At 43.0% G+C, this 24681-nt stretch carries 29 protein-coding genes and 1 pseudogene; 9 read left to right on the top strand and 21 right to left on the bottom strand.

The features are described from left to right. Positions 1-231, top strand: a 231-nt coding sequence (locus ICN41_RS10990) for a hypothetical protein (RefSeq protein ID WP_216292975.1), incomplete at its 5' end; no start/stop codon positions are given. Between the two features lie 438 nt (positions 232-669). On the opposite strand, the gene ICN41_RS10995 is transcribed toward ICN41_RS10990, so the two are convergent. After that, positions 670-1431 (bottom strand): hypothetical protein, encoded by a 762-nt coding sequence (locus tag ICN41_RS10995; RefSeq protein ID WP_216292976.1) that lies wholly within the window; start codon positions 1429-1431, stop codon positions 670-672. A 227-nt stretch (positions 1432-1658) separates the two neighbouring features. On the opposite strand from ICN41_RS10995, the gene ICN41_RS11000 reads away from it, so the two are divergent. After that, entirely contained in the window at positions 1659-2282 is a 624-nt protein-coding gene (locus tag ICN41_RS11000; RefSeq protein WP_216292977.1) for a hypothetical protein, read from the top strand. A 31-nt stretch (positions 2283-2313) separates the two neighbouring features. Here ICN41_RS11000 and ICN41_RS11005 read toward each other — a convergent pair whose 3' ends face one another. The 11 genes and pseudogenes from ICN41_RS11005 to ICN41_RS11055 all read right to left on the bottom strand — a co-directional run bounded on the left by ICN41_RS11005 (position 2314) and on the right by ICN41_RS11055 (position 10128). Then, positions 2314-3480 (bottom strand): YHYH protein, encoded by a 1167-nt coding sequence (locus ICN41_RS11005; RefSeq protein WP_216292978.1) that lies wholly within the window; start codon positions 3478-3480, stop codon positions 2314-2316. Positions 3481-4186: 706 nt separating this feature from the next. Continuing rightward, on the bottom strand, positions 4187-4567 hold the full coding sequence (locus ICN41_RS11010; protein ID WP_216292979.1) for a rhodanese-like domain-containing protein: 381 nt from the start codon (positions 4565-4567) through the stop codon (positions 4187-4189). 96 nt (positions 4568-4663) lie between these two features. After that, positions 4664-4855, bottom strand: a complete 192-nt coding sequence (locus ICN41_RS11015) for a DUF2892 domain-containing protein (RefSeq protein WP_215329769.1) — start codon at positions 4853-4855, stop codon at positions 4664-4666. Next, positions 4852-5188, bottom strand: a pseudogene (locus tag ICN41_RS11020) (ArsR/SmtB family transcription factor). Before ICN41_RS11020 ends, ICN41_RS11015 begins: the two are co-directional and overlap by 4 nt. An 11-nt stretch (positions 5189-5199) precedes the next feature. Then, the gene (locus ICN41_RS11025; RefSeq protein ID WP_216292980.1) at positions 5200-6177 is read right to left on the bottom strand and encodes a sulfurtransferase; all 978 of its coding nucleotides are present in this window, start codon (positions 6175-6177) and stop codon (positions 5200-5202) included. A gap of 10 nt (positions 6178-6187) precedes the next feature. After that, complete coding sequence (locus ICN41_RS11030; RefSeq protein WP_216292981.1) at positions 6188-6814, bottom strand: hypothetical protein; 627 nt, start codon at positions 6812-6814, stop codon at positions 6188-6190. Positions 6815-6822: 8 nt separating this feature from the next. Then, entirely contained in the window at positions 6823-7056 is a 234-nt protein-coding gene (locus ICN41_RS11035) for a hypothetical protein (RefSeq protein WP_216292982.1), read from the bottom strand. An 18-nt stretch (positions 7057-7074) separates the two neighbouring features. Then, positions 7075-7641, bottom strand: a complete 567-nt coding sequence (locus tag ICN41_RS11040) for a YeeE/YedE thiosulfate transporter family protein (RefSeq protein WP_216292983.1) — start codon at positions 7639-7641, stop codon at positions 7075-7077. 1 nt (position 7642) lies between these two features. After that, positions 7643-8170: a YeeE/YedE thiosulfate transporter family protein gene (locus ICN41_RS11045; RefSeq protein ID WP_216292984.1), complete on the bottom strand. Its 528-nt coding sequence runs from the start codon at positions 8168-8170 to the stop codon at positions 7643-7645. Between the two features lie 341 nt (positions 8171-8511). Further along, positions 8512-9789, bottom strand: a complete 1278-nt coding sequence (locus ICN41_RS11050; RefSeq protein ID WP_216292985.1) for an NAD(P)/FAD-dependent oxidoreductase — start codon at positions 9787-9789, stop codon at positions 8512-8514. A 9-nt stretch (positions 9790-9798) separates the two neighbouring features. Then, the gene (locus ICN41_RS11055; protein WP_216292986.1) at positions 9799-10128 is read right to left on the bottom strand and encodes a c-type cytochrome; all 330 of its coding nucleotides are present in this window, start codon (positions 10126-10128) and stop codon (positions 9799-9801) included. Between the two features lie 345 nt (positions 10129-10473). On the opposite strand from ICN41_RS11055, the gene ICN41_RS11060 reads away from it, so the two are divergent. After that, positions 10474-10782, top strand: coding sequence for a high-potential iron-sulfur protein (locus ICN41_RS11060; RefSeq protein WP_216292987.1), 309 nt, complete (start codon positions 10474-10476; stop codon positions 10780-10782). 58 nt (positions 10783-10840) lie between these two features. Here ICN41_RS11060 and ICN41_RS11065 read toward each other — a convergent pair whose 3' ends face one another. The 4 genes from ICN41_RS11065 to ICN41_RS11080 form a co-directional block, all read right to left on the bottom strand. After that, a complete protein-coding gene (locus ICN41_RS11065; protein WP_255537989.1) occupies positions 10841-11560 on the bottom strand; it encodes a Crp/Fnr family transcriptional regulator in 720 nt (239 codons plus the stop codon). Between the two features lie 113 nt (positions 11561-11673). After that, entirely contained in the window at positions 11674-12690 is a 1017-nt protein-coding gene (locus ICN41_RS11070) for a cytochrome d ubiquinol oxidase subunit II (protein ID WP_216292988.1), read from the bottom strand. 3 nt (positions 12691-12693) lie between these two features. After that, positions 12694-14055: a cytochrome ubiquinol oxidase subunit I gene (locus ICN41_RS11075; RefSeq protein WP_255537990.1), complete on the bottom strand. Its 1362-nt coding sequence runs from the start codon at positions 14053-14055 to the stop codon at positions 12694-12696. Positions 14056-14303: 248 nt separating this feature from the next. Continuing rightward, positions 14304-14960 carry a peroxiredoxin gene (locus ICN41_RS11080; RefSeq protein ID WP_216292990.1) on the bottom strand — a complete coding sequence of 219 codons (657 nt, stop codon included), beginning with the start codon at positions 14958-14960 and terminating at the stop codon, positions 14304-14306. 123 nt (positions 14961-15083) lie between these two features. Between ICN41_RS11080 and trxC the strand changes: the two genes are divergently transcribed. After that, the gene (gene trxC / locus ICN41_RS11085; protein ID WP_216292991.1) at positions 15084-15503 is read left to right on the top strand and encodes a thioredoxin TrxC; all 420 of its coding nucleotides are present in this window, start codon (positions 15084-15086) and stop codon (positions 15501-15503) included. A 273-nt stretch (positions 15504-15776) separates the two neighbouring features. On the opposite strand, the gene ICN41_RS11090 is transcribed toward trxC, so the two are convergent. The 4 genes from ICN41_RS11090 to ICN41_RS11105 all read right to left on the bottom strand — a co-directional run bounded on the left by ICN41_RS11090 (position 15777) and on the right by ICN41_RS11105 (position 18436). Next, positions 15777-16418: a hypothetical protein gene (locus tag ICN41_RS11090; protein WP_216292992.1), complete on the bottom strand. Its 642-nt coding sequence runs from the start codon at positions 16416-16418 to the stop codon at positions 15777-15779. Positions 16419-16936: 518 nt separating this feature from the next. Further along, positions 16937-17551, bottom strand: coding sequence for a class I SAM-dependent methyltransferase (locus ICN41_RS11095; RefSeq protein WP_215354657.1), 615 nt, complete (start codon positions 17549-17551; stop codon positions 16937-16939). A 3-nt stretch (positions 17552-17554) separates the two neighbouring features. Further along, positions 17555-18010 (bottom strand): rhodanese-like domain-containing protein, encoded by a 456-nt coding sequence (locus ICN41_RS11100; protein WP_215354659.1) that lies wholly within the window; start codon positions 18008-18010, stop codon positions 17555-17557. Then, positions 18011-18436, bottom strand: a complete 426-nt coding sequence (locus ICN41_RS11105; RefSeq protein ID WP_215354662.1) for a hypothetical protein — start codon at positions 18434-18436, stop codon at positions 18011-18013. Positions 18437-18470: 34 nt separating this feature from the next. On the opposite strand from ICN41_RS11105, the gene ICN41_RS11110 reads away from it, so the two are divergent. The 5 genes from ICN41_RS11110 (at position 18471) to egtD (ending at position 23267) form a co-directional block, all read left to right on the top strand. Then, positions 18471-19151 (top strand): metalloregulator ArsR/SmtB family transcription factor, encoded by a 681-nt coding sequence (locus tag ICN41_RS11110; RefSeq protein WP_215354665.1) that lies wholly within the window; start codon positions 18471-18473, stop codon positions 19149-19151. A 3-nt stretch (positions 19152-19154) separates the two neighbouring features. Then, a complete protein-coding gene (locus ICN41_RS11115; RefSeq protein WP_216292993.1) occupies positions 19155-19964 on the top strand; it encodes an energy transducer TonB in 810 nt (269 codons plus the stop codon). Positions 19965-20067: 103 nt separating this feature from the next. Then, positions 20068-21219 (top strand): SUMF1/EgtB/PvdO family nonheme iron enzyme, encoded by a 1152-nt coding sequence (locus tag ICN41_RS11120; protein ID WP_216292994.1) that lies wholly within the window; start codon positions 20068-20070, stop codon positions 21217-21219. Between the two features lie 59 nt (positions 21220-21278). Continuing rightward, positions 21279-22325 carry a selenide, water dikinase SelD gene (gene selD / locus ICN41_RS11125; RefSeq protein WP_216292995.1) on the top strand — a complete coding sequence of 349 codons (1047 nt, stop codon included), beginning with the start codon at positions 21279-21281 and terminating at the stop codon, positions 22323-22325. Positions 22326-22337: 12 nt separating this feature from the next. Then, complete coding sequence (egtD, locus tag ICN41_RS11130) at positions 22338-23267, top strand: L-histidine N(alpha)-methyltransferase (protein ID WP_216292996.1); 930 nt, start codon at positions 22338-22340, stop codon at positions 23265-23267. Between the two features lie 13 nt (positions 23268-23280). Here egtD and senB read toward each other — a convergent pair whose 3' ends face one another. Continuing rightward, on the bottom strand, positions 23281-24240 hold the full coding sequence (gene senB, locus ICN41_RS11135) for a selenoneine biosynthesis selenosugar synthase SenB (protein WP_216292998.1): 960 nt from the start codon (positions 24238-24240) through the stop codon (positions 23281-23283). Positions 24241-24681 lie beyond the last annotated feature (441 nt).

Here is a 24681-nt window from a genome sequence, read left to right on the forward strand (position 1 = left end):
TATGGAGTCTTCGCGGGTACAAGCCCTAGAAAATCCATTTGGTCCCAAAGTATTGGGGATGTGATTGGTAAAGGTGAAAACCATGTGGTCGGTACCGGACGTAAAGCATGTGTCCGGTACGTACCTTTGCTTTTCTGGTGGGCCCACCAGGACTTGAACCTGGGACCAAAGGATTATGAGAGCAGATATCCAAAGAAAACCACTAGCATTTCAAGAGCTTACGTCTCCTAAATATCGGTGTGTGAGTATTTGTGTGACTAATTTAAACAGAGCAGAAGAAACACTGACTCACTCTTTGGTTTTCTAAACCAAAGGAATTTTGGAGCAACCATCTAACACTTCGTTGCTCCAAACTATTTTTTCATGAAATTGGTAGGCGTTACTTTAAGTAACGCTTGTTTAATCAATGACCGCTATTGACCCAAAGAAGACATTACAGAGCAACGGATCTATAGCCCGTTGGTCGCGAGTTCGAATCTTGCCCACCCCACTAAGCATCACTAAGCCTCGCTTCTGCATGGCTTTTTTACTTGTGGGCCCTGCTTTTATCTGATCAGATAGCTAGACTCTTATTTCCTAATTATTTCAAAAAAGAGTAACTCATCCGAATCAAAATCCGTTAAATCTCAAATAGTTAATCGCTAATTTTAGAGCCTCTTCACTATTGCCCTACTGATATGTTTCAGTAATAGTGAAATCCCCTTCACCCCCAGTAAATCCACTATATACCTCGATGACTTTAAACAGGGCCTTGAGCGTATTGTTAGCAATACGATAGGTTGTAGTACTTGTATAAGCAAGCTTGCCCGTTGCAATGAATGTTGCTTCATCAACGGTATTAAATAAGAGCGTAGTAGAAGTATCTGCAGCAATCGACCAAGTCAATACTCCTGTCGTAACAGCTTGTGACGTGCCAAAATAGTTTATGTAGGTAGACATAGTACCTTTGCTACCCGCAGTCACTGCGCTTGGATAAGGCTGTAGATTGGAATAGACATAATTCGGTGGATTAGCCCCATCGGTCATCAGATTGATAGTTGTAGGATCCCAAAAAATCTTTTCAACTTGACCTTGCCCACCATTACTGTTGTAGAAAGCACTACAAAATGGAGATGAATTAGGAACAAGAAAATCCGTCTCTGTTTCATTACCAATTAAAGCCGGAAGACCAGCATAGGTCATACCTGAATATGTCGCTGCAGTGTTTTGTATTTTAGTGCCTTGGCAATCGCCACTAATGACAGCATTTGTCGAGTAACCCCCTGTAACATAGGATCTCACAGCAGTATTTAAGTTTAAGGTTGGACTTGAGTAAGATGAAGAGCTATCTCCACCGCCACATGCTGCCAACATAACAGTTGATAGAAGAGCTAAGCCCAGTTTGAGGTTAGTAGTTTTCAGTAGCTGTGACGTAGCTCCATTCAAAATCATTTTTTTATCCGATTATTTTTCGTTTGCGTAGCAACTTCTTAAATATTGTTATTTTGATTATTGGGAGTCAGGCTAACATCCAAAACTACCAAATACACCTGATGTTGCGTTCACATTTGGCGGGTAAGCACTTTCGCTAAACCCCATATATTATTTGGATTAAATTACTCACCATTTTTTGGTTTTGATAGTGTTCCTTTTTTTATAACTTTAAAAGGCTGTTTAGTATGAATCCAGAGTCTGAAATCCTCTTTGCCGAGTCAAAACAAGAACGCTCGCTCAAAACGATGGAGGATATCTTGCAAGCAGCTGAGCATTTAACTGCTGAGGCTAATCCAGAGCTATTTACTAGTAGATCTCTAGCCCAAAAGTCTGGCTATGCTTTAGGTACCTTAGTCAGACGGCTTGGCTCAGTTGAAAATGTATTTTTATGGGCTATCAAAAAACGTAGAGACGCAATAGTAAGAGAATTCGCACTTAGAGTTACTCAATTTGATATGGATGTTTCTCTTCAAAAATTCGCAGAAGAGATGGTTGACACTACATTTGTTGAGATCCAAAAAGTCAACCCTAAGGTCATGCGTTTCTTTGAGAAAAGAATTACCAAGCGAGAGGGCCTCCCAGCAGATTACTTTTCTTACTGGGATTATCTTGTCGAGCCGTATCTAGAAGCTGTACAGAGAAATAAAACAGATACTTTTAGAATAATGTCAAAAGATGAAGCGACCTTATTTATTAGAAATATCTGTTTATTGGCAGAGCGGCCCTTTATCGAAGATAACCCTATTGCAGGTACTGCAGAACATCGACGCATAGTGGTTGAAGGCTTAACTAGATTGCTTGGTAAGTGATGTGACTGCCAAGCAATGACTCAATCAATAGTTATAAAGGTTCAGGCGGGTAAAGATTATTAAGATAAGGTGCGCCTTCTTTCATATAGTTATTAGGTCCTGGAGGCCCAAGCGCCTGGTCATAATTAACCTTACCCCTAAAGCAGCCAATGGAATGAGGATACTCTCTATTCAAGACGTAGTGATAGGTCACCTTCTTAATGCCGTCAGGCATCGTAATCTCTGATGTAGTGCCGTGACACTCATCTAACTCTGCATTGGTTAGATTACGCCCATCCGCTCCGCGAGGACCGGTGATCGGAAAGCCATCTAATGCAAAACCATAGACAGGAGACTGGCCTGAACCACCTTGATCAAAACATTTCCACGACCAAGCATGGTAGTGATATTGCGCATTGTAGGGGTGCCCAAAACATTGATCGTTCGGAAGGGCATTAATTGGTGCATACCAGTTACTACTTGAATCAGGGGCTTTTTCAGCGTGTAGCGGTGCTCCGGTCAACATAATGCCAATAATTAATGAATTAATTTTAAAGACTCCAGTTACCACTGGATTTAAAGGAATGCTACTGATAAGTGGGTAGGTAGAAATGCCAATAGCTGCTGCGCTAGAGTAGACCTGTCCAGTAGCAGGATTGGTGCCACCTGGCAAAGCGGCATAGTAAGGGTAAGCGGCTGTTCCAGGCTGAACCGGGAAGTTACCCATTGGAGTAGTGGGTAAGCCATTACCAGAAAACTTGCGCACGCCTGGTGTAGGGTAACCAGGGATAGATGCCGTAGGATCTATAGTCATAGAAAATACACTACCAGCAGAATCATAGACGGTAGCGCTATTAGATCCGTCCACATAAGCAATCTTTGAAACGTCAATGATGCTAGTCTTGGTATCGGTCCATGGCGTTGCAAGAATACTCATGACAGGGGGTACGTCACCCAAAATTGTAAATTCCAAGCCAATACATTGTAGATTTTTGCCGCAAAGAATATTGCTGGCCCCATTAACACTAGTCACTAAAGTAGATATCTCTGTGGATGTGGATGTGGATGTGGATGAGCTATCTGACCCACCTCCACCGCAGGATACTAATGCTACTGAAGAACCCAGGAATAAACTAAATACCAGACCCGTTTTGGTAAATATCTTAGAGTGAACTGTCTTACACATCTGTTTAAGCAGTTCGATTGTCTTGAATTTCATTTCCATTCCCTGGGCGTAATTATCAGTTCTTTAAATCCATCGATCATCTAGATAGATCATGATTATTTCTAAATTCGCTACGAATTTAGCACTCAGGGCTGACAAATGGGCTGGGCAAGATGTTCACAATTGAGTAGTCAGTAACCAGCTGTTTACCCATATACTCATTGGGTTAGCCAGACTACTCTTAAGTCACTTTTCTAGCGTTCCTATTTCTGAAATTTAATAGCGTCAAAATCAATGGGCTGTATTATGTTTTCGTCTCTTATTGGCCGAAAGCAGTCCTTGAGCACTTACATACTACTGGCAAAAAACAGTTTATTGCTCCAAGCTTGTGCCATATATCTATTGGGGTCTAGCGGTGATATGTGCTATGCACCGACTACACATCAATGAAAAATGACCTAGCGCTCTCACGCTAAGTCATTGTTTTTATTGGTGGGCCCACCAGGACTTGAACCTGGGACCAAAGGATTATGAGAGCAGACACTCAAGATAGATCCATATAAACAGGGGGTCTGCGGGTGGTCAATGTCGGTGTGTAAGCAAATGTGTAAGCGAATTCACGCATTTACTAGAAGAGCTAGCTCACTCTTTGGTTTTCAAAACCAAAGGATTTTGGAGCAACCGTCTAACACCTCGTTGCTCCAAAGTACTTTTTGGTGAGTAAGCGTTACTTTAAGTAACGCTATGATAAAGATAAGTTTTATTCAAATTTGATTGCCTCTGGCTTAGCTATAGGATTACCTGCCCCAGCCCACGCATCAAATCCACCGGCGATTGACTGAACATGCAAATAACCCATCTCATGTAAAACTTTAGAGGCTAATGCTGCTCTCCCACTATTTTTACAATATAGAACTATTTTTAAACTACGTGTATTCAATTCAGGGTCATTGCTTAACTTAAACTCTAGCAACCCTCTTGAAATATGGACAGCTCCTGGGATATGGCCATTCATATATTCGTCAGCCTCCCTAACATCGAGCAATACATCAGAATTCTGAATAGCTAATTGGGCATCCGCCAAGCTCACCTCATCAATCGCAGCTTTAGCCGCAGTGACTAGATCATGCGCTGTCTTCATTGATATCCTTTTAAATATTTTGCGTATATACGTTTATACGCATGTATTGTTAACATAAGCTCTCAAGAAAACCTGAGGAAGCTAGAGCAATTGATCTCAATTGCAATTTCTGCCGGTATTGATTCCTAGCAATGTATAAGCTGGGCAGAATTTAAATAACCCTGTTGCTAGTGGCACAACGCCAATCCAACCCCAAACACCCACAGTTCCCGTTGCTGCTAGACCAAGCAATACCAGGCCAACGACTATACGTAAGATACGATCAATACCACCGACATTACATTTCATATTAAGACCTCTTTTGGTTGTGTACTGCAATAATTTTGATAAAGCACATTCATCACCTCTAAAGCCACTCGATTGGAGAGAGTAGTAAATTTGCTTTCCCTCTCTTTTGGTCGTGACTAACTCTTCATTTCTCAATACAGTGAGTTGCTGAGACAAAGTGGGCTGATGAATATCAAGACACTCCTCCAGCTCACTTACACACATTTCACCTTGACTAATCTGACACAACAACATCATCCGATCTCTATTCGACAGCACTTTCATCAAGCGGCAGGCATCTTCGGCTGATGAGTGCAGCATTTTCAGATTCAAGGTGGCCTCAAGGACTGACATAGTGGACACCCTTAATTCAGTGGCACACCAACCAATGGACGACCTTCCAAAGTCCACAGGTATAAAGATCCGTCATATAACTTGGTGGATTTATTACCCACTAACTCTGACATCACAAACCAACCGCCAGAGGCTAAGTGACCAGTATTGCAATAGGCAATGGTTGGACCATTGCTACTTAAACCATTGGCTGCAAGCAATGCGTCATAAGTCTTCTTTTGCCAAAAATACAATGCGCCATTGCTTGGCCTAGCCAATAACTCAGGAGCTAATTCTTTGGAGCCCTTAATATGGCCAAAGGTTAAGACATCAGGACGTTTTGCAAGTCCTAAGTATTGAGCAGGCTGACGAGCATCCAATAACTGTGGCTTGCCACTTTTTGATGCTGCAGCTACATCATCAGAACTAGCGACTAGCTCCTTACGCTCAGCTTTTGCAGCCCAATTACCTGCGGCCTTTGGAGAATTGGCAATTGTGAATTCACGGCCCTCACTCAGCCAACCAGCAATTCCGCCGTCCAATACTGCTACTTGATCTTCGCCATACACTTTGAATGACCAATAGGTTCTTAATGCTTCATCTATATCAGACATATCTTGTCCAATAGGAACGAGGACGATTGGTTTATCGGAATTAATTCCCAGAGATTGAACCAACTTCTCAAAATCTGCTTTTTCAGGAATCAGATGCTTAATCTTCTTGCCATCTACTAAACGCTCCACACGTACTTTCTTAAAGTCTAGGAGCGTTGAATTAGCAATATGGCCACCAACCTCTACGAGGAATTTCTTACCAGTTTTTTTATCTGTATCAAACTCCGGGCTTCTGAGGTAACTCGCTAAATCTGTTCTCACTTCAATGACTTGAACCTCAGACATATTGTTTGCCAACCAGTCGGCGCTAACAACCGGACCAGGCAAGGTAATTGCCTGGGCTAAGCTTACTAAGCTTATTAGAACGAAGGCTAAAAGCCATTGAATCTTTTTCATTTCCACTCCTCTAGGAATTGACAACTAACAAATGGTCTGAGATACGTTCCATCAGATCAATTTTGCATTCGGTTAATACATGATGTTCTTTTGAATTTAGGACAAGCTCTCGATTACCCTGCTGCGCTACTAGCCGTGCAATCTTTTGATCGCGCTCTAAAATCAATCCTTCAATCTCTTTAGCAAATAATTGAATCAAAGCGCTAATCCACTTAGCTACTAGAGCCATACGCCCTTTTGTGAGCATTTCAAATCCCTGGATTGACTTAATCACCTTTTTTGAATCCACCATCTCCTCCCCAGTAACCCACTGGTTAGTAGTAAACAGACGGGTTGGCAGCCCCTTTTGGTTTAATGCAATTCCAATTAGGTGGTGAAAGCCATTTACATCACGCTTAATCACATGAAAATGACCGTGCTCTCCATTGGGCATTTCATCAGCAGAATGTGCATGGTAGTAAAACTCATAACCACTCACTTCATCTACCAAGTCATTTGCAGGATAATGTTGCCATTCGACAAAATCCTTGGCACCACATAAAGCAGCCTCACTTAAAGTACGTCTAGACTCCGCATACTTCATTTGAATACTTGCCAGCTCTTGAGCAGCCAACCAAAGATTAGATTGAATCAGCATTTTTAAAATTACTCTGCAGCTTTACGTTTTTTAGGGCCGCAAGGATTTGCCGGACCGCATGGGTTAGCCGCTTTTTTCTTTGCAGGACCGCATGGGTTAGCCGCCTCTTTCTTGGGTCCGCAAGGATTCTTTTGCTCTGCACTTGCTGGTGTTGTAGGGGCATCAGCAGACTTTGCTAACGGGGCTGCCGCTAAGCCAGCTAAGGCCATTGCTAATGCTGCTACGGTAGATTTCTTAGACATATCTTTCCTTTTAAATAATTAAACTTGTGAACTAACAGGGCCTTTAGATTTACTTTCCATCCAAGAACCTAATGCAAATACACCGACTGCTGCAATGACCATGCCAATATCGATCGATAAACCCGAGATATCGAAAGCCTCTGGTAATGAGTCGGCTTTTGCGTATTCGCCTAAGGTTGTTAAGAATTCGACGCTAGGATAAATGCCCGCAAACAATACTGTGCCAATCATCAAGCCAAGCAAGAATATGGCTGCATCAATACGACCAGACATTAAGCCCACTACTGATGTTCCTGGGCAATATCCACCAATCGCAAAGCCAGCACCGACTAAAGCCCCGCCCAATGCTGCAGCACCCAAAAATGCTGGCGGTACAAATAAGCTACCTGCATCTACCAGCCCAACATTTTCTAGAATTAATAGACCTACTGCAGCAAACACAATGGCTGTGAACATCACTTTAAATACAGACCAATCTGTTAAACGGAACTGGCCGGTTAATTTATTGGGGTTACCAAATCCAGCACGCTCTAATACAAACCCAAAGCCTGCACCCAAAAGAAGGCCCGATAAAATTTCACTCATCCTATTTCTCCTCTTTCAAGAATCGACTAGCTACTAGACCTACGGCAAAGAATGTCCCCAAAAAGGTGAATCCCGCCAAACTTAGTACCGCTGCACCTGATAATCCAAGGCCACTAGTACAACCCGCAGCTACTCGTGCTCCAAAGCCCGCCAAGATGCCGCCAACTAAAGCAGTCATCGGGCGCTTAGAGCCACCCAGAAATTTCTTCCCATCTAGTTGAATATGAATTCTTTTAGCTAAAAATGCTGATAGCAAAGCGCCAATGGCAACACCAAGAACTTGCCAAGAAATCCAAGCATTGAGTGGCTTGCCCTCTTCCACCATTCCACCCAAGTAGTCATTCGCATTTGTGGCTACTGGAGCAACATACATACCGATCCAGGCAGTTAGGCGCGTAGTAAACCCTGTAGCCCCCAGACCGTGGCCCGTGACTACAAAAGTGGCCAGCAGAACCGTGCCAAGAAGAATGCCCGCCAATAAGGGATTCATATAGGGCGTTGGTTTATGTAACTTAACGTTTTCGACCATCTCAGTTAACCTCATTTAATAAATTAATAATATATTAATTTATATATTATTAAAGACGACATATAAAGTCAATGCTTAAATTTAAGTAAAGCCGATGTGACCCTAAAGTTTTTGATCTAGATCATAAAAAAGGAGTCTAAGCTCCTATTTATTAGTCATGAGCACGAAAAGTGCTGTTTATATTCGCACTTAATGGCCTTCAAACTAAACGCATCCCCGTCGTCCCTGTTGTGCTCTTGGTCCTTAGTAACTAGTGATGTCAGCAAATGACTACTAAGCGGAGCATTAAGTGGGCATTAAAAAGAGGCCGAGGCCTCTTTTTAATCGTCAAGCTGTTGTCACTAACCCAAGCTATCAGCCCAGATGTTATGCGCCCAGCCCCAAGCATATATACCTTCAAGTACTGTTGGCGCTGGAGATAATCCACCAGATCCTGGAACAGTTTTATAGGTTTTCTCGGCAGCGTTATATTGATGAACGCTAGCAACGTGCACTACTTCTCTGCTGTTGACAAAGCTATAGCAAGTATTGGTAAGAACAGGGGCAGGATTGACTTCCCAGCCACTAAGCTCGGCCACAATCGCAGCAGCAGCCACTTTGGCATGTTGATTAGCCATATGACCAGACTTAGGCATCAGTGGTGCAATCTGAATCGAGTCTCCTAGTACATGGATATCTTTTTGAGCGGTAGATTCAAAGTTAATGTAATTCACATTGACCCAACGACTATTGGAATTGGCTAAGCCAGTTTTGACAGCAATTTCACCAGCGGCCATCTGGGGTAGCAAATTGAGTACATCAGCTTTGACATCATCTTGCACTTCGAGTTTGACTATCTTATTTTTAGCATCAACACCAACAACATTGTGCTTAGGTAGATATTCAATCATGCCAGCGTATTGCTCAGCCCATACTTTTTTGAATAAACCCGCTTTAGATACTACGTCTTGATTAGCATCTAAAATTAAAACCTTACCCTTAGAGTTGTGTTGCTTGAGGTAGCTCGCAACCTGGCAGGCTCGTTCGTATGGCCCAGGAGGGCAGCGATAAGGCGCCTCTGGAATGCTAATAACGTAAGTGCCACCCTCGCGCATTGCAGCCACTTGCTTATGCAAAGCCACTGTTTCTGCGCCCGCTTTCCAAGCCTGCAGAGTTATGCCGTCCTTATTGGCCTGCGCCAGACCTTCAATAGTATTCATGTTCAAACTAATGCCGGGAGAGACCACTGCTTTGTCATAGCGCAATGTTTTTCCGGAGGCGAGTTTCACGGTCTTTTGAGTAGGATCAATACTGACTACGCTATCTTGAATAATCTTAATTCCATGACGCTTACTAAGAGTGTCATATGGCGAGGTAATTTCTGCCATAGTTCGTGAGCCGCCAATGACTAAGTTAGACATTGGACAGGAGATAAAGGAAGTATTTGGCTCAATCAGGGTAACCCTGGCAGTATTGTTGGAGAACATGCGTAAATATTTGGCAGCAGTAGCACCGCCATATCCACCGCCAATGACTAATATTTCTGCTTTTTGCAAACTAGCTGCTCTGGTCAAACCAGAGAGACCTGCAAGTAGACCTACTGCTGCAGCGCTATGACCTATAAAATGTCGACGATCCATGACGCCTCCTTATTGTTTTTTGCCAAGCTGATTGGCAATGGTGATGAGTTGTTCGTCTGTATAGCCTTTAGCAAGTTGCGGCATGATAGTGCCCTCTAAAGCTCCAGACTTATATGCCTTTAATTTCTCCAGCATTTGCGCGCTAGTGAGATTGTTAATTAGTGGCATGCCTCCATCAACCACCCCTTTACCATCCGTGCCATGACAGTTAGCGCAGGTAGCAGCAAGACCGCGTTTATAGAGTTGATCGGCAGTTTGCGCGAAACTTAGCGCACTCCATTGACCGAGGCCAAGCAAAACACTCGCCACAACTATTGGTTTTAAATACTTCACTTGCATAGGGATTGTCTCCGTCTTACATAAAGCTGTTTTAAGGGGTAATACTTAATAACCTCATACTAATCAGGTACGCTCGAAATTGGTATTTCCACTTAGACTGATTTTTACTTTATTAGGGTATTCACTACAACGTTAGTGAATTCATCAAGAATCTGCAGTCATTCAGTTGTAAATAAGGAACATGATTTAAATGCATATATACGCATTTATGCATACCCCATTAATGTACCCGCAAGAATTAATAAACTTCATACTTAGAAACCCCTATTGCGGGTTACTTTACTGCCTTTAATATGCATTTTAGCAAGCATTTGAAGTTCCCCTATATTCAATCCTGGAGTAGAAATGAAAAATAGTCGTCGTCAATTTATGATTTTGTCTGCTGCTGGTGCCTGTACATTGGCATTGAATGGCAAGGTTCAAGCTCAAGCAATGGTTTCCGAATCTGATCCACAAGCTGCCGCCTTGGGATACAAAGAAGATGCAACTAAGGTTGATAAGGCAAAATATCCTAAGTATGCCGCTGGTCAAGTATGCGATAACTGCGCCCTGTGGCAACCCAAAAGTTCTGCAACTGCGGGTGGCTGTTCCTTATTTGGCACAAAGCAAGTGGCGGCTAAGGGCTGGTGCTCCGCTTACGCTAAAAAGGCGTAATCTACCCTTTTCAGCAATATCAAGGCTGCTTCGGCAGCCTTTCTTTTTTAAGGGGCAGTTAAAGACCGCGCTCTGAAAAATTTCTGAGCGCATCCATATTGGGGATTTGGACTGTCAGCCTACTCACATTTGATATGAGCCCTTGCTCTGACATAGATGCTAAGGCCCTGCTAATGGTTTCAAACTTGACATCCATCATCAGCCCCATATCTTCGCGCTTGAATAATGGTGCAACAGCAGAATTACCAGATGGTTTTGCTAGCTTTAGAAAAAAACGAGCAAGCCTAACTTCGATCCTCCCGGTATTAATCTCGGCAAACCATGACTCTGCTTGAGATAAAGCTTCCCCCCATTTTTTAACTATTTGGCGATGAAGGCGTGGAGACTCCTCACCTAGAGTAGAAATAATGTTTTTAGGGATTCTGCAAAGACGAATGTTTGTAAGAGCAGTCGCAGAGTGAGAATATTGATCACCCAGTAATGCCTCCATCCCAAATAAATCACCGGGAGTCACCACGCGGACAATTCTAGTAGAACCGTCTGGATTGAGATGGAGTAGCTTTATATACCCCTCCCGAAGGGTAAATAGATGCAACGCTGAATCACTTTGGGAATAAATGATTGCATTTGATTCATACTTTAAATCATCGATTGGGGCATGTATTTTTGAAAAATCTTCCTCATTTAGCTCTGCAAATAAAGCAGAGCTCCGGATAGAGCATGTGCCACAGTCGCTCTGACCTTGCCACGCAATCTTGATGTCTAGAGGCTTCATCATGACTATATCTTCAAATAACTTTAAACGATTTTATGCATATATTTGTATATACGCATATATAAATATGCATATATGCGTATATACAAGTTTAATAAGAAACGGAGCAAGTAGACCTAGTAATAAGTGAGCGCACTAGCTTTACCCTTAAATATCCGATATGAAAAAAGCGTATATCCCAAAATGGTTGGGAGCACGATAATTGCACCCCAAAAAATTACCCACAGAGATTCAGTAGCTGCGGCCGCTTGCCAGAGAGTCATTTTTCCAATAATGACATATGGGAAAATACTATAGGCAATACCAAAAAATGCCAGCCAAAAGATCGCAACAACGCAGGCAAATGGTAACCACTCACGCTTGCTAGCACCCTGCTCCAGAGATTGTATAGAGCGATTGGTAAGCAGAAATAAAATGACGGTTGCGAGCGGTACCGGGGAGAGCCAAAGAATTTGTGGCCAAGCAAACCATTTATGCATGATTTCAGAGCTAAAGTATGGAGTTGCCGCAGAGACTAATGCAATTCCAAATCCGGTAAGCCATAAGCTGGTTTTAGCCCATCGAAATGATTGCTGCTGAAGTTGCCCTTCTGTTTTTAAGATCAGCCATGTTGATCCAAGAAGTACATAACCTGCTGGCAAACAAATACCAACAAGAAGCGAAAAGCCCCAACCCAAAATTCCTGAATCAAAACCCACAATCAAACGACCGATCATGATGCCCTGCGAGACTGACGCAATCAAACTGCCGATGTAAAACAATAAGTTCCAAAGTGGCTTTTGCTCAATATTGACCTTGACTCTAAAGTCAAATGACACGCCTCGCAAAATTAATCCCATCAACATGGCTGCTACAGGTAAGTAGAGCTCAGTCAGTATCGGCCCATGAGCCAGTGGAAACGCAACGAGTAATAGGCCAACACCTAAAACAATCCACGTTTCATTGGCATCCCAAAAAGGTCCAATCGATGCAATCATCATGTCCTTATCATGATCTGATGCACGATTGAGCAGCATTCCAATTCCTAAGTCATAACCGTCCAGAACCACATAAGACAGCATGGCAAACCCCATAGCGACAAAGAAAAATAGCGGGAGCCAGATGGATGCTTGGGTATAGTCAATTGAGGTCATAACTTAAGTCCTAAAAAGGCTCCACGAAGTTTCAGACTTTTTCTCTAATTGGAAATTGGGGTTTTCTTTATCGTCAGCCTGACGAGCTAAGTAGAAAACTACCCAAATGTAAGCAGCTAACAAACCCACATAAAGAGCCAAATAAGCAAATAGAGTTGAAAAGACCATGCCGGTTGGCAAAGTCGTTGCGGCTTGTGCAGTGGTAAGCACTCCAGTCACCAAATAAGGTTGTCGTCCAATTTCAGTTACATACCAACCAGCTAAGACGGCAACCCAGCCAGAGAAGGTCATCAGCACTAAACCTTTGGCTAACAACTTTGGTAAAGGTCGATTTTGACGCATCTGCCAACGTCCCAACCAAGAAAATAAGAGCATTAAGACACCAATGCCAACCATCACTCTAAAAGCAAAAAATACAGGGGCAACAGGCGGAATCTTATCTCCAAAATCATTCAATCCCTTAACTTCACCATCCCAGCTATGGGTTAAGTAAAAAGATGCCAGCTTAGGAATACTGATCTCGTAATCATTGGTACGTGTTTGTTTATTGGGTACCCCAAAGATCACTGCAGGCACACCAGTACCGCCATTCCAAATTCCTTCCATGGCAGCGAGCTTTGCAGGCTGATGATGAAGGGTATTTAGGCCATGCAGATCACCAAGCATAATTTGAATTGGCGTTAACACCATGGCGGCAGTAAGCGCCATTTTCATCACCATCAAATTGGCTTCAGAACGACTATTGCGTAAGTAGCGGTATGCAGAAATACCAGCTAAGAAAAACGAGACAGTCAAAAATGAAGCTAACATCATATGGCTAAGGCGATAAGGCATTGATGGATTAAAGACGATAGCCAGCCAATCAACGGCATGCGCTCTGCCATCAATCATGGTGAAACCCTGTGGGGTTTGCATCCATGAATTTAAAGCAATAATCCAAAATGCAGAAAGGCTAGTACCAAAAGCAACTAGAAAGGTGGCTAATGTATGTACTCGTTGTGAAACACGCTTTGCACCAAATAGCATGACACCTAAGAAAGTAGCTTCAAGGAAAAAGGCTGTTAAGACTTCGTAAGCCAATAATGGGCCGGCAATATTGCCAACGGTTTCCATGTACCCAGGCCAGTTTGTTCCAAACTGAAAACTCATCGTGATACCACTCACGACACCCAAAGCAAATGTTAAGGCAAAGATTTTGATCCAGAACTGATATGCCTCTTTCCAGCAATCTAGTCCAGTCCTATTATGTTGAATCTTGAAGTAAAAGAGGAACCAGCCCAAGGCAATCGAAATAGTTGGAAATAGAATATGAAAAGAAATATTCGCTCCAAATTGGATTCTGCTCAATATAAGTGTGTCCAACATCCCATTACCCCTCATTATTAATGTATTTTTTTATTATCCTCTTTACTCCCACAGATTGCAGAACCTGCCTAAATACCTAACATCTGATTGACTGTTAAGAAAATGCAAGCATCAAACCTCAAAATGGATTCATTTGAGTAGGGGCTGAAGTCAGGTGCCGAGAGGTGTATGGTTGCCGATATCGAGAGAATAGGATCAGGAAATAAAAAAACCACTCTAAATTCGAGTGGTTTTTAAATTCATACAAATTACTTTTTTGGTGCTTTAGCGTATCGCAGATAAGGTAACTTGATGTCAATATCGCCAAACTGAGCTTTTGCCTGCTCATCATTAAGGGACAGACCCACGATCACATCTTGGCCAGGGATCCAGTTTGCTGGGGTTGCCAATGGCACGCCATCGGTTATTTGGATTGCATCTAAAGCCCTGAGAATTTCCGCAAAGTTACGACCGACTGACATGGGATAAGACATAGTCAGGCGTAGCTTCTTATCTGGACCAATAATAAATACGGTACGAACAGTAGCGCTATGGGCAGGTGTCCGACCATCTGGCAGATAAGCATCTGCAGGCAACATGTCATAGAGCTTGGCTACTTGTAGTGAAGTATCGTCAATGATTGGAAAGTCTGCGGGCGCTCCTGCAAAAGCGCTGATATCCCTCTTCCACTTTTGATGCTCTTCTACACTATCAACTGACACACCCATCACCTTAGTATTGCGCTTAGAAAACTCAGGCGCCAACTGAGCAACCGCACCAAACTCAGTCGTGCATACAGGAGTGAAGTCTTTTGGATGTGAAAACAAAATAGCATAGCTATCTCCAATCCAATCATGCAAGGTTAACTCGCCAGCGGTTGAGTCAGTTGTGAAGTTTGGTGCAATATCGTTAATTCTTAGTGACATGTTTACTCCCTATTTAAATTCTTCGGTCATGCTACTCTCTATTGGAGCCCAAAAGAGCGGATAATCAAAATAAGATCAATTATTTGATTTAGATCAAATTGAGGGAATAAAAGGGAATTAGCAATGCTTATTAAATGCCCAAATTGTCAGAAATTTAATCGACTGCCGATTGAGCGGATAAATGAAAAACCTATTTGTGGCACTTGTAAGTCAAGCTTAGTTTTGGGAGTCATAGAATCTGACCAAGTAAGCCTAAAAGAAATCCTTAGTCAGAGTAAGTCACAAGTCATAGTAGATTTCTGGGCGCCTTGGTGTGGACCTTGCAAAATGTTTGCACCCACCTTTCAAACTAGCGCCACTAAATATGGAGAACAAATACTCCATGTCAAACTCGACACGGAAGCCAATCCAGCAATCAGCCAACAGTACAACATTCGCTCGATCCCAACCTTAGCAATCTTTAAGAATGGTGGTGAGGTTGAAAGAATTTCAGGAGCATTATCACCAGCACAATTAGAGCAATTGATTTCGAGATTTATTTAAGATAGTCCAATAAGCGTTACTTTAAGTAACACTCAAATAAAAATACCAACCCGAAGGTTGGTATTTTTATTTCTAGTGGGCCCACCAGGACTTGAGCCTGGGACCAAAGTATTATGAGAAGAGGCACCCAAGGTAGAACCATATAAACAGGAGGATTGCAGTCGGTCAGCATCGACGTATAAGCAAATTCACGAATTTACTAGAAGAGCTCTTTCGGTCTTTGGTTTTCAAAGCCATATGACTTTTTGAGCAACTATCCAATTAGTTAGTTAACTAATTAATTTTCTTCAAAACTATTTGAGCTGTCATTTTTCCTGCAAAAGTAACATCTAACTGCATCCCATCATTGCCCTCAAGGACCTGAACGCCTTCCTTTTGTTCAGGTAGCGTACTTTGTACAGCGAACATATCTTTAGGCCAATCCACTCTAAGTTGTGCTGACATTGGCAGGTAGCCGTCAAAATACCGTCTCATCAGTGGGCCTGCATTGAGTTGATAAGTTGAATCTGCGATCTTATCTAAGGCTCGGGATCTTAAATCAATGCACACGTTAGCGCCGCGCTCAACATCGGTCAACGTCACTTGATTGCCTTTGATTTCAGCAGAAGCTACCTTACTTATGCTTTTTACTGCAATTGCTTGGACTCTTTCAGGATTGAAAACAATCACTATCTTACGAATGGGATCGAGCTGAATATGGCAAGTAGCAATATCAACACTGCCGTTCTCTAAGCTTAATGGGGTAATTTTTACTCTAGACTGAAATGAATAGGCGCCTGGATCTGGGCGCTCTTTTAAGAATTTAATTTCACCTTCTGAGGCAATATCAGAAAACTCTAGCGCGGCGACTGGCATGGCCATTAGACATAAGCTAAGCCATAGCCCATTCCCGATTGAGGTGCGTAGAAAATTCATGGGAGTATCTTAAGAGAAATTAACGAATCTCGCTTAAAACAATATTGTCCATAAAAAAACCGCCAAAAGGTGGTTTATTAGAATTCTTTATGGCCCGGGGCGGAATTCACAAAGACCAGGGGTGCCTGAACTCTATCTTTGTCGAAATTAAAGCAAAAGTGTGCAGTAATCGCCTGCACACTTTCGAGCATGCCCAGCGTTACTTAAAGTAACGCTCAAATGACCAAATCTCACCTTTAGTCTCAAAAGCTAGTTTTTTGTGTGTTTTAGGTCCTGTTTAGGTTCTCTGGTTATGAGAGCAGACATCCAAAGAAAACTGCTAGGATTTCAACAGGTTACAGCGCCTGTTTATCGGTGTGTGAGCTTTTGTGTGACTAGATTAACAAGATCATAGCCAACACTAGTTCACTCTTTGGTTTTCAAAACCACATGATTTTTACAGCAACCATCTAGCACTTCGTTGCTCCAAAGTACTTTTTGAATGATTTGTAAGTGTTACTTAAAGTGACGCCTATTTTCTACTCCATCCTACAAAAGCAATACAAGAACTGCTGGGTTGTTCCTGCTGGAGTTTGGTGAAGTTCTGTTGAGCTATTAATGAGTTTGAAATTCTTACCAAACTGCCCGTGCAGGTTTTCAGAGTCATAGCGAACCACATCTAAGCCGCTACACTTTTCTGGACCCTCGGGTCCAAAGGTGGACATAATCACATAGCCACCATGCCTAACTGAGCGCATCACTTGCTCTACATATCTTGCTCGTTGTGATTCTTCAATTAGAAAATGAAAGACGGCTCTATCGTGCCAAATATCAAAATAGCCTTGAGGTAATTTTGCCTGTGTAATGTCAGCGCAATACCAGTGAACCTTATCAGCCTGCTTGCCAATACGATCCCTAGCTACATCAATTGCTTTTTGAGAAATATCTAAAACACTGATGTCCTCATAACCCTCAGACAAAAGGTCATCCACTAGTGTAGATTCGCCGCCACCAATATCAATAATGGCAGCGCCTTTATTGGTGCTGGCTTGATGGATAAGATTTAAAGAGGTTTCAAGGTGTGGCGCATACCAACTCACCGCATCTGGCGCCTTGTCGCCATAGACTTTTTCCCAGTGTTCTTTTTTGTTCATTTGCTAGTGCTTAGGTTGTTTGTTAACAGCCTTCTTGTAAGCATCCATGCCACCTTTAGCTTTCCACTCCTCATAGCCACCTTGAAGAATGCGCAAATTCTCATAGCCAGCAACACGCAAAGCAAAGCCTGCCTGTGCCGAGAGACTACCAGTATTACAGTAGATTAAGACAGGCTTGTTTTTAGGAATCTTATCCTTTTGTGCCAACACTTGGCGCCACTCAATGTTGACCGCTCCAGGAATATGACTCTTATCGAACTGAGCCTTATCTCTAGTATCAATCACCATCATCTTCTTGTATTCTTCTGCGGGTATCTGCTCAGGAAATATCGTAGCGCCGCCATAGTCCACAAACTCAAGATAACCCGCCATCTCATCAACAGCAATAGCTTTGTTATCAGCAAACGCTGGGCTTGCTATGAATGATGTGAGCGCAAGCGCAATGAATAGTTTTCTCATTTATTTCCCAGTCTTAATGGTTGATTTGAACTTATCGAATTCAGGTCTCACGCTATCGTTAAATAACTTACCTTGCTTCTTTTGTTTGGTAGTCCCTTCTAGCTCAAGAATGTCAGCAATGATTTGGTAGCTCACCATGCCATTGTGAGCACCGCCACTTGCCGCTATGTTTTGTCCGTTGTACCAAACTGAAGGAGCTGGCGTCAATGGCGGAACGGCTGTTTGAGGCAGAATCAAAATAGGTAGTCGATAGGCATTAGCTATCTCAGCGGCAATTTGAACATTGGTATTACATCTAGTCCCAGGTGGGTCTTGATTAATGAATACCAAGGCTTTTTGCCCATTAATCTCTAGCGGAACAGGGCTGTTAGCCAGAACGCTTAATGAGAACAAAGAGATAATGACACCCATGAGTTTTCTAAGCATTTACACCCTCACTTATATTCAATAAAATCATTGAATGATTATGCCCAAACAAACAACCACTTTCAAGCAAAAACTTTACGAACAGTTCGCCAAACTCGGGAAAGCCCTTGGTTCTGAAGTTCGCCTAGAGCTGATCGAACTCATTATTCAATGCCCCACAGCTGTTGAAGACCTTGCTAAGAAGGTTAAGCTGCCCATTGCCAATGTATCGCAACATCTACAAGTACTTAAACAAGTAGGCATTGTGAACACGATCAGACAAGGTAAATCCATTGTTTATGAGATAGCGGACTCAGATGTCATTGATTTGTTCTTAAAGCTACAAGGTGTTGGACAGCGCCACATTGAAGAAGTCGATAGCCTCGTCAATAAGTACCTCACCTCGCGAGACAGCTTAGAAGGTATGCCAGTCAATCAAGTACTTAAATTAGCTAAGCGTGGAGAAATCACGCTTTTAGATGTGCGGCCTAATGAAGAGTACGCTCACTCCCATCTTGAAGGGGCACTCAATATCACCCTTGAAGAATTAGAAGAGAGATTGGGAGACTTCCCCAAATCTAAAACGATTGTGGCTTACTGTAGGGGTACATACTGCGTACTATCCTACGAAGCCGTAAAGCGCCTCAGAAAAAAAGGATTCAAGGCAGTACGAGCAGAAGACGGCATACCTAATTGGCTCAATATGAATCTAAAACTAGCCAAACAAGACGAGTAGTGATTGTTCCGTCTTAATCGCCTCATTCAAACGCCACAGTCTGCTTTTAAGTCGGCAATTATTTTATCTTTGGCTTTACACGTTTGCTTTCTACTTTTATGGGCTCCATCAGCAGTAAAGCCGCTAAAAAAAATTAAAGATGATGTCGTTGTTATCAAGCTGAACGAGCCGCAAGAAAAGCAAGAGCCCGTCAACATTCAAAAGAATCAAACGCTCACAACGAAAGCTCCGGCAACACAAGCCGCCCCAAATGCCCCAACAGCAGAAGAGTGGGCTTTTGCCTCAACATACACATTAAAAAATAGTAAAGGCTACAGACACACTTGGGGCAAGCAAGTGCGTAGCATGATGGGAACAGCCGTTGAAGGTGTCGATCAAGGACAAGTGAGATTCAGAATCGAGATTGCTCCAAATGGCAGCATCATTAGAGTTGAAACGCTTTGGAAGACATCTGATAAAGCAGAGGTGCTGGCTCGCAAAGCAATTTATTCAATGCCACCGCCACCACCCACGCCAACTGGTAAACCACTCATCTTTGAAAAGACAATTTCGTTTACGCCATTTGCCGCTGATGACACACCCATTTACAGTGGTGACTGTCTACCTGATACACCTGCTTTCACCAATCCATTCGCATGGGATGGAAAATCATCACAAGCAATGAAGCAAAATATACCCACTGAAAAACTGAGTCCCGAAGCTCTAGCTGAATGTCTTAAGCAATTACCGCAAGATTCCATTGAAGGTGTGGCTGCTCATAATCGGAGACAGCTAGATCAATGGGAATCCAATAGACTGAATCAAAAGAAATGATATCTCTATGCATACGCATATACAAATATATGCGTATTTAAGTATATTTCTCAGAACCTCCTTGGTAAATTGCACCCGACATTACTGAAGCTTAGAATACGATATGTCCGAATCCTTAACTGACGATTACCTTCTGTATTCTCCGCATCCAGCAGCATCAACTTTGGCACAGTGGCTTGAGGAGAGCAATCAGATCACTCGTCAAATTCTCAGTAACATTTCGGCTGCAGATCACTTGGTTCCCCAGTTAAATATTCTGAACCCCCCTCTTTGGGAATTCGGCCATTTAACTTGGTTTCATGAATTTTGGGTGCACCGTGATGGCAAAGTAAATAAGCCATCTTTCATGAAGGATGCCGATTACTTATTCAACTCTTCAGAAATGGCACACCAGGATCGTTGGCATACACCCATGCCCTCATTAGACGAGCTGCTTGCTTATAACCAAAGTGTTGTTGAGAGGACTCAACTGCTGCTGCGTGGATCAATCGACAATAAAACTGCCTACTTTATTCAGTTGGCGATTTTTCATCAGGATATGCACAATGAGGCTTTTGCCTATATGTGGCAAACCTTAGGGCGCCCAATACCATTTGCACCTCTCTCTAATTCAATGGGGCTTGAGGACAATACGCAAACATGGATTCATTTTCCAAAATCTACAATCCAAGCTGGTTCAGCACCAGGCTCTGGCTTTATTTTTGATAACGAGAAGTGGGCACATTCAATCGACCTGCCAGCTTTTGATATAGCAAGTAAACCTGTCACCAATGCTGATTATTTCGAGTTTCTTAAATCGCAAGCCAATCGAACTAGTGCAAAGCCAGTTGCCCCACCCTCTTACTGGAAAAAAGATGGAGAAATATGGCTTGAGCGATTTTTTGATCAATGGCTACCATTAAATCCCACATCTGCTGTACGCCATGTCAACTATTTGGATGCACAGCGTTTTTGCGAACACAATCAAGTACGTTTACCCAGCGAGCATGAGCTCAGTCTATTAATGTCACAAAAAGAGATGATATGGCAGCCCTCTAACCTATGGGAGTGGACTAGTAGCACCTTTGCACCCTTCCCTGGATTTACTGCTGATCCCTATTTCGACTACTCAAAGCCTTGGTTTGATGGTGGTTATCAGGTCCTGAAAGGCTGGAGCCTATTCACCCCAGATCGTTTGAGACGAAGCGCATTTCGAAACTTCTATCAGCGCAATAGAAGCGACCATTTTTGCGGGTTTCGCACCTGTTTACTCTAAATTGAGTAAGCTCTAACAATCACTGCTCATACCCTCTTTTTTACCAAATATTAAATCTCATGAATACTCCCTATAACGGCCGCCTTACCTCTTTATCCCATGGTGGGGGATGTGGCTGCAAGATTGCACCAGGCGTCTTAAGCGACATCCTGAAGTCTTCACCGATCCGCAATCTACCTGCTGAGCTATTAGCTGGTTCCGATAACAACGAAGATGCTGCCGTCTATCAAATTAATGAACATCAAGCGATTGTCGCTACGACAGATTTCTTTATGCCTATCGTGGATGATCCCTTCGAGTTTGGGCGCATCGCGGCAACCAATGCCATTTCAGATATTTATGCAATGGGAGCTCAACCTCTTTTTGCACTTGCGTTGTTAGGGATGCCGATTCAAGTTTTACCTTTAGAGGTAATTCAACAAGTAACCGCAGGCGGTGAGTCTGTCTGTAATGATGCAGGCATCATGATTGCTGGTGGTCATTCCATTGATACTGTAGAGCCAATTTATGGCCTAGTGGCAATTGGTGTAGTGGATCCCAAAAAACTCAAACGCAACAATGGCGCTCAAGCAGGCGATAGCATCATCCTTAGCAAACCATTAGGCGTGGGCATTCTTTCTGCAGCGCTTAAAAAGGATCTGCTCTCAGATGCCGGTTACAAAGAGATGATTGCTCTTACTACCAAGCTAAACAAGCCTGGTGTTGCGCTCTCACAGCTTGATGGAGTCCATGCCCTAACTGATGTGACAGGCTTTGGCTTAGCAGGTCACTTATTGGAAATGGCCAGAGGCTCCCATTTAAAGGCACAGGTGAATTGGAGTGCCATTCCAGTGATTGAGGAAGCGATTAAACATGTCAAAGCCGATATATTTACCGGTGCCTCCACACGCAATTGGGCTGGCTACGGTGACGAGATTGAGCTCGCTAAGAATATAGAGCTGTGGCAACAAAACCTATTAACCGACCCGCAAACTAGTGGTGGCTTGCTGATATCTTGCGCGCCAGAGCAAGAGGCTGAAGTCCTCTCGATCTTAAATTCAGATGGCTTTAACCGCGCTGAAAAAATAGGTCATTTTGTGGCCGGCCAAGGCCTAGCTGTCGCCTAACATACTGGTCCAATGAAAAATACTTTGTCCGAAGAACTTCTAAGCAGTCTTACTGCCGATACGCCATCAATATCGCCAAAGTTTTTTTACGACGATATTGGCTCACGCCTCTTTGATGTCATTACGCTTCTGAACGAATATTACCCAACACGTACAGAAAAATGGATCATGGATGCCTATCAAGGCGATATTGCAGCTGCAGTGGGCCACTGCGATGTCTTAGTTGATCTAGGCGCTGGTAATTGCGCAAAAGCAAGTAGACTTTTCGAGACCCTTAATCCAAGGCAATATAGGGCACTTGATATCTCTAAAGAATATTTAGAGGTTGCTGTTGCTGATTTACAAAAACAGTTCCCACAGATTGAAATGTCAGCCCATGCTGTTGACCTCAGTTTGCCCATGGCCTTTCCTGATATTCAAGAACTTGATAAGGTATTTTTCTACCCAGGGTCCTCGATTGGAAACTTTGATCCTGAACAAGCAGATGAGTTTTTCGTTAACCTTGCTAATGAGTGCCATGGAAAAGGCGGACTTCTCATTGGTGTTGATTTAGTTAAGGATGTTGAAACCCTCAATCTTGCTTATAACGACTCTTTGGGAGTCACTGCCGCCTTTAATTTAAATACCCTACTCAATGTTAATCGCCTGATTGGCAGCAACTTTCAACCGCAAGATTGGGAGCATTACGCCTTTTTTAATACATCGCAGTCTCGTATCGAAATGCACCTACGAGCATTAAAAGATGTGCAAATTACTCTCCCAGGCCATAAGGGACATGATCACCTCATCTCTTTTGGCGCAGGTAATTTAATTCATACTGAGAATAGCTATAAATATACTCAAGATCATTTTGTAGAAAAGCTTCGTTGCGCAGGATTTAAAGATATTCACTGCTGGACTGATCCAAATAAACACTTTTTAGTTTGCTTTGCAAAAACCTAAAAGAACTTTTCAGTTAAGCCTTGATTAACTGACACATCAGATGTCGGATGGATTGCAACTCCCGCTCAGGGCTAATGAGATTTTTTCGTATATCAATCTGTTTTTTTAGAGCGGCATAAAAATCGGGCATTGTTTCGGCGCGATATAACAAGCTTGCAAGTGCAGCCTCATTGCTAACTGGGTAATACCCAAGATAATCATCGCCAAGTAAGCCTCTGTTGCCAGGTATGTCAGAAGCTATCACGGGAATACCAAGCGCTATCGCCTCTGAAACGACATGAGCGCCGCCCTCCATGCGACTAGAAATCACCATTAAGCGACTCCTGGAGAGCATCTTTAATGTATCCGCATGGCTTACCTCGCCAATCCATTGATAGCGCTCCAGGGTTTCGTTATAGCCTTTAGCCTCACGCTCCATTTGCTCGTTCATAGCCATGCCTAAATGTAGGACACCGATCTTAGAATCTAACGGCATGAGCGGAAGACAACGGGCAATACAAAAAGGATCTTTCTCATCCCTAAGATGGCCAATGACTACTACCTGAAAATCAGGCTCAGGAATTGACTGTGGAATATCAACGGTAACGGATTGATAAATCACTTGGGCTTTATGCCGAAGATGAGGGGGAATTGAATCCAGAGCGGCAGATTGCAAAACAATTAATTGATCTGCAATCTCCATTGAATCTAGAGCCTCACCATGGACTGCCATATCTCGGTATAAATCAGTACCCGTCAAAATTAAGACAATTGGCTTGTCAGGATGATGTCGATGAAACTCCATCATTGACGAATGACTTCGATAGGCATGTAACGCTACTAGTACGGCGGGGTCATCCCCAGACCAGGACTCGGTAACCACCACTCTGAAGCCAAGTTCCCCCAAGAAATCCTGCCAGCGCAAAGCCGTGATGCGATTTCCGTGCAGACTTCCTTGCGGTGCGGGGGTAACGATTTCAATGAGTGGCTTGATATTGGATCCTTATGACAAAGCCTTGTTTTTCAGATATCTAATAGTAATGGAGGTTTAAAGAACGGTTTAGGGCATCGATCTTCTCAAAATATCTTGTCTTACATGGAAAGTCGATCGAAAGGATTAATTCCTAAAATTTCAGCCAAAAAACTCAGGTTTGAATCGACTGCTACTGGCCGAAAGCAGCCCCTCGGAGCAAAATCCGTCGGAATTAAAGCAAAAGTGTGCAGTAATTGCCTACACACTTTTTAGCATGCCCAGCGTTACTTAAAGTAACGCTCAAATGACCAAACCCCCACCATTTCTGATGAGGGTTTGTGTACGACTCGACACATAGTTAACACTTTATACCGGACACATACTTTACAGTTTTTGGCATAGGAGGGACCACTCTATGCCGTGGAATGAAAGTACGAAGATGGATGAAAAGCTACGTTTTGT

The organism is Polynucleobacter sp. 15G-AUS-farblos, assembly GCF_018882445.1.
GTDB lineage: Bacteria > Pseudomonadota > Gammaproteobacteria > Burkholderiales > Burkholderiaceae > Polynucleobacter.

Bases quoted from the DNA above. Each gene is read 5' to 3' on its own strand.
- trxC (WP_216292991.1), top strand. From the start codon at position 15,084: ATGCTTATTAAATGCCCAAATTGTCAGAAATTTAATCGACTGCCGATT.
- ICN41_RS11040 (WP_216292983.1), bottom strand. From the start codon at position 7,641: ATGAGTGAAATTTTATCGGGCCTTCTTTTGGGTGCAGGCTTTGGGTTT.
- ICN41_RS11080 (WP_216292990.1), bottom strand. From the start codon at position 14,960: ATGTCACTAAGAATTAACGATATTGCACCAAACTTCACAACTGACTCA.
- ICN41_RS11045 (WP_216292984.1), bottom strand. From the start codon at position 8,170: ATGGTCGAAAACGTTAAGTTACATAAACCAACGCCCTATATGAATCCC.
- ICN41_RS11035 (WP_216292982.1), bottom strand. From the start codon at position 7,056: ATGTCTAAGAAATCTACCGTAGCAGCATTAGCAATGGCCTTAGCTGGC.
- ICN41_RS11110 (WP_215354665.1), top strand. From the start codon at position 18,471: ATGATTATGCCCAAACAAACAACCACTTTCAAGCAAAAACTTTACGAA.
- selD (WP_216292995.1), top strand. From the start codon at position 21,279: ATGAATACTCCCTATAACGGCCGCCTTACCTCTTTATCCCATGGTGGG.
- ICN41_RS11075 (WP_255537990.1), bottom strand. From the start codon at position 14,055: ATGTTGGACACACTTATATTGAGCAGAATCCAATTTGGAGCGAATATT.
- ICN41_RS11090 (WP_216292992.1), bottom strand. From the start codon at position 16,418: ATGAATTTTCTACGCACCTCAATCGGGAATGGGCTATGGCTTAGCTTA.
- ICN41_RS11030 (WP_216292981.1), bottom strand. From the start codon at position 6,814: ATGCTGATTCAATCTAATCTTTGGTTGGCTGCTCAAGAGCTGGCAAGT.
- ICN41_RS10995 (WP_216292976.1), bottom strand. From the start codon at position 1,431: ATGATTTTGAATGGAGCTACGTCACAGCTACTGAAAACTACTAACCTC.
- ICN41_RS11055 (WP_216292986.1), bottom strand. From the start codon at position 10,128: ATGCAAGTGAAGTATTTAAAACCAATAGTTGTGGCGAGTGTTTTGCTT.
- ICN41_RS11005 (WP_216292978.1), bottom strand. From the start codon at position 3,480: ATGAAATTCAAGACAATCGAACTGCTTAAACAGATGTGTAAGACAGTT.
- ICN41_RS11010 (WP_216292979.1), bottom strand. From the start codon at position 4,567: ATGAAGACAGCGCATGATCTAGTCACTGCGGCTAAAGCTGCGATTGAT.
- ICN41_RS11050 (WP_216292985.1), bottom strand. From the start codon at position 9,789: ATGGATCGTCGACATTTTATAGGTCATAGCGCTGCAGCAGTAGGTCTA.
- ICN41_RS11100 (WP_215354659.1), bottom strand. From the start codon at position 18,010: ATGAGAAAACTATTCATTGCGCTTGCGCTCACATCATTCATAGCAAGC.
- ICN41_RS11070 (WP_216292988.1), bottom strand. From the start codon at position 12,690: ATGACCTCAATTGACTATACCCAAGCATCCATCTGGCTCCCGCTATTT.
- ICN41_RS11065 (WP_255537989.1), bottom strand. From the start codon at position 11,560: ATGATGAAGCCTCTAGACATCAAGATTGCGTGGCAAGGTCAGAGCGAC.
- ICN41_RS11000 (WP_216292977.1), top strand. From the start codon at position 1,659: ATGAATCCAGAGTCTGAAATCCTCTTTGCCGAGTCAAAACAAGAACGC.
- egtD (WP_216292996.1), top strand. From the start codon at position 22,338: ATGAAAAATACTTTGTCCGAAGAACTTCTAAGCAGTCTTACTGCCGAT.
- ICN41_RS11095 (WP_215354657.1), bottom strand. From the start codon at position 17,551: ATGAACAAAAAAGAACACTGGGAAAAAGTCTATGGCGACAAGGCGCCA.
- ICN41_RS11105 (WP_215354662.1), bottom strand. From the start codon at position 18,436: ATGCTTAGAAAACTCATGGGTGTCATTATCTCTTTGTTCTCATTAAGC.
- ICN41_RS11060 (WP_216292987.1), top strand. From the start codon at position 10,474: ATGAAAAATAGTCGTCGTCAATTTATGATTTTGTCTGCTGCTGGTGCC.
- ICN41_RS11015 (WP_215329769.1), bottom strand. From the start codon at position 4,855: ATGAAATGTAATGTCGGTGGTATTGATCGTATCTTACGTATAGTCGTT.
- ICN41_RS11025 (WP_216292980.1), bottom strand. From the start codon at position 6,177: ATGAAAAAGATTCAATGGCTTTTAGCCTTCGTTCTAATAAGCTTAGTA.
- ICN41_RS11120 (WP_216292994.1), top strand. From the start codon at position 20,068: ATGTCCGAATCCTTAACTGACGATTACCTTCTGTATTCTCCGCATCCA.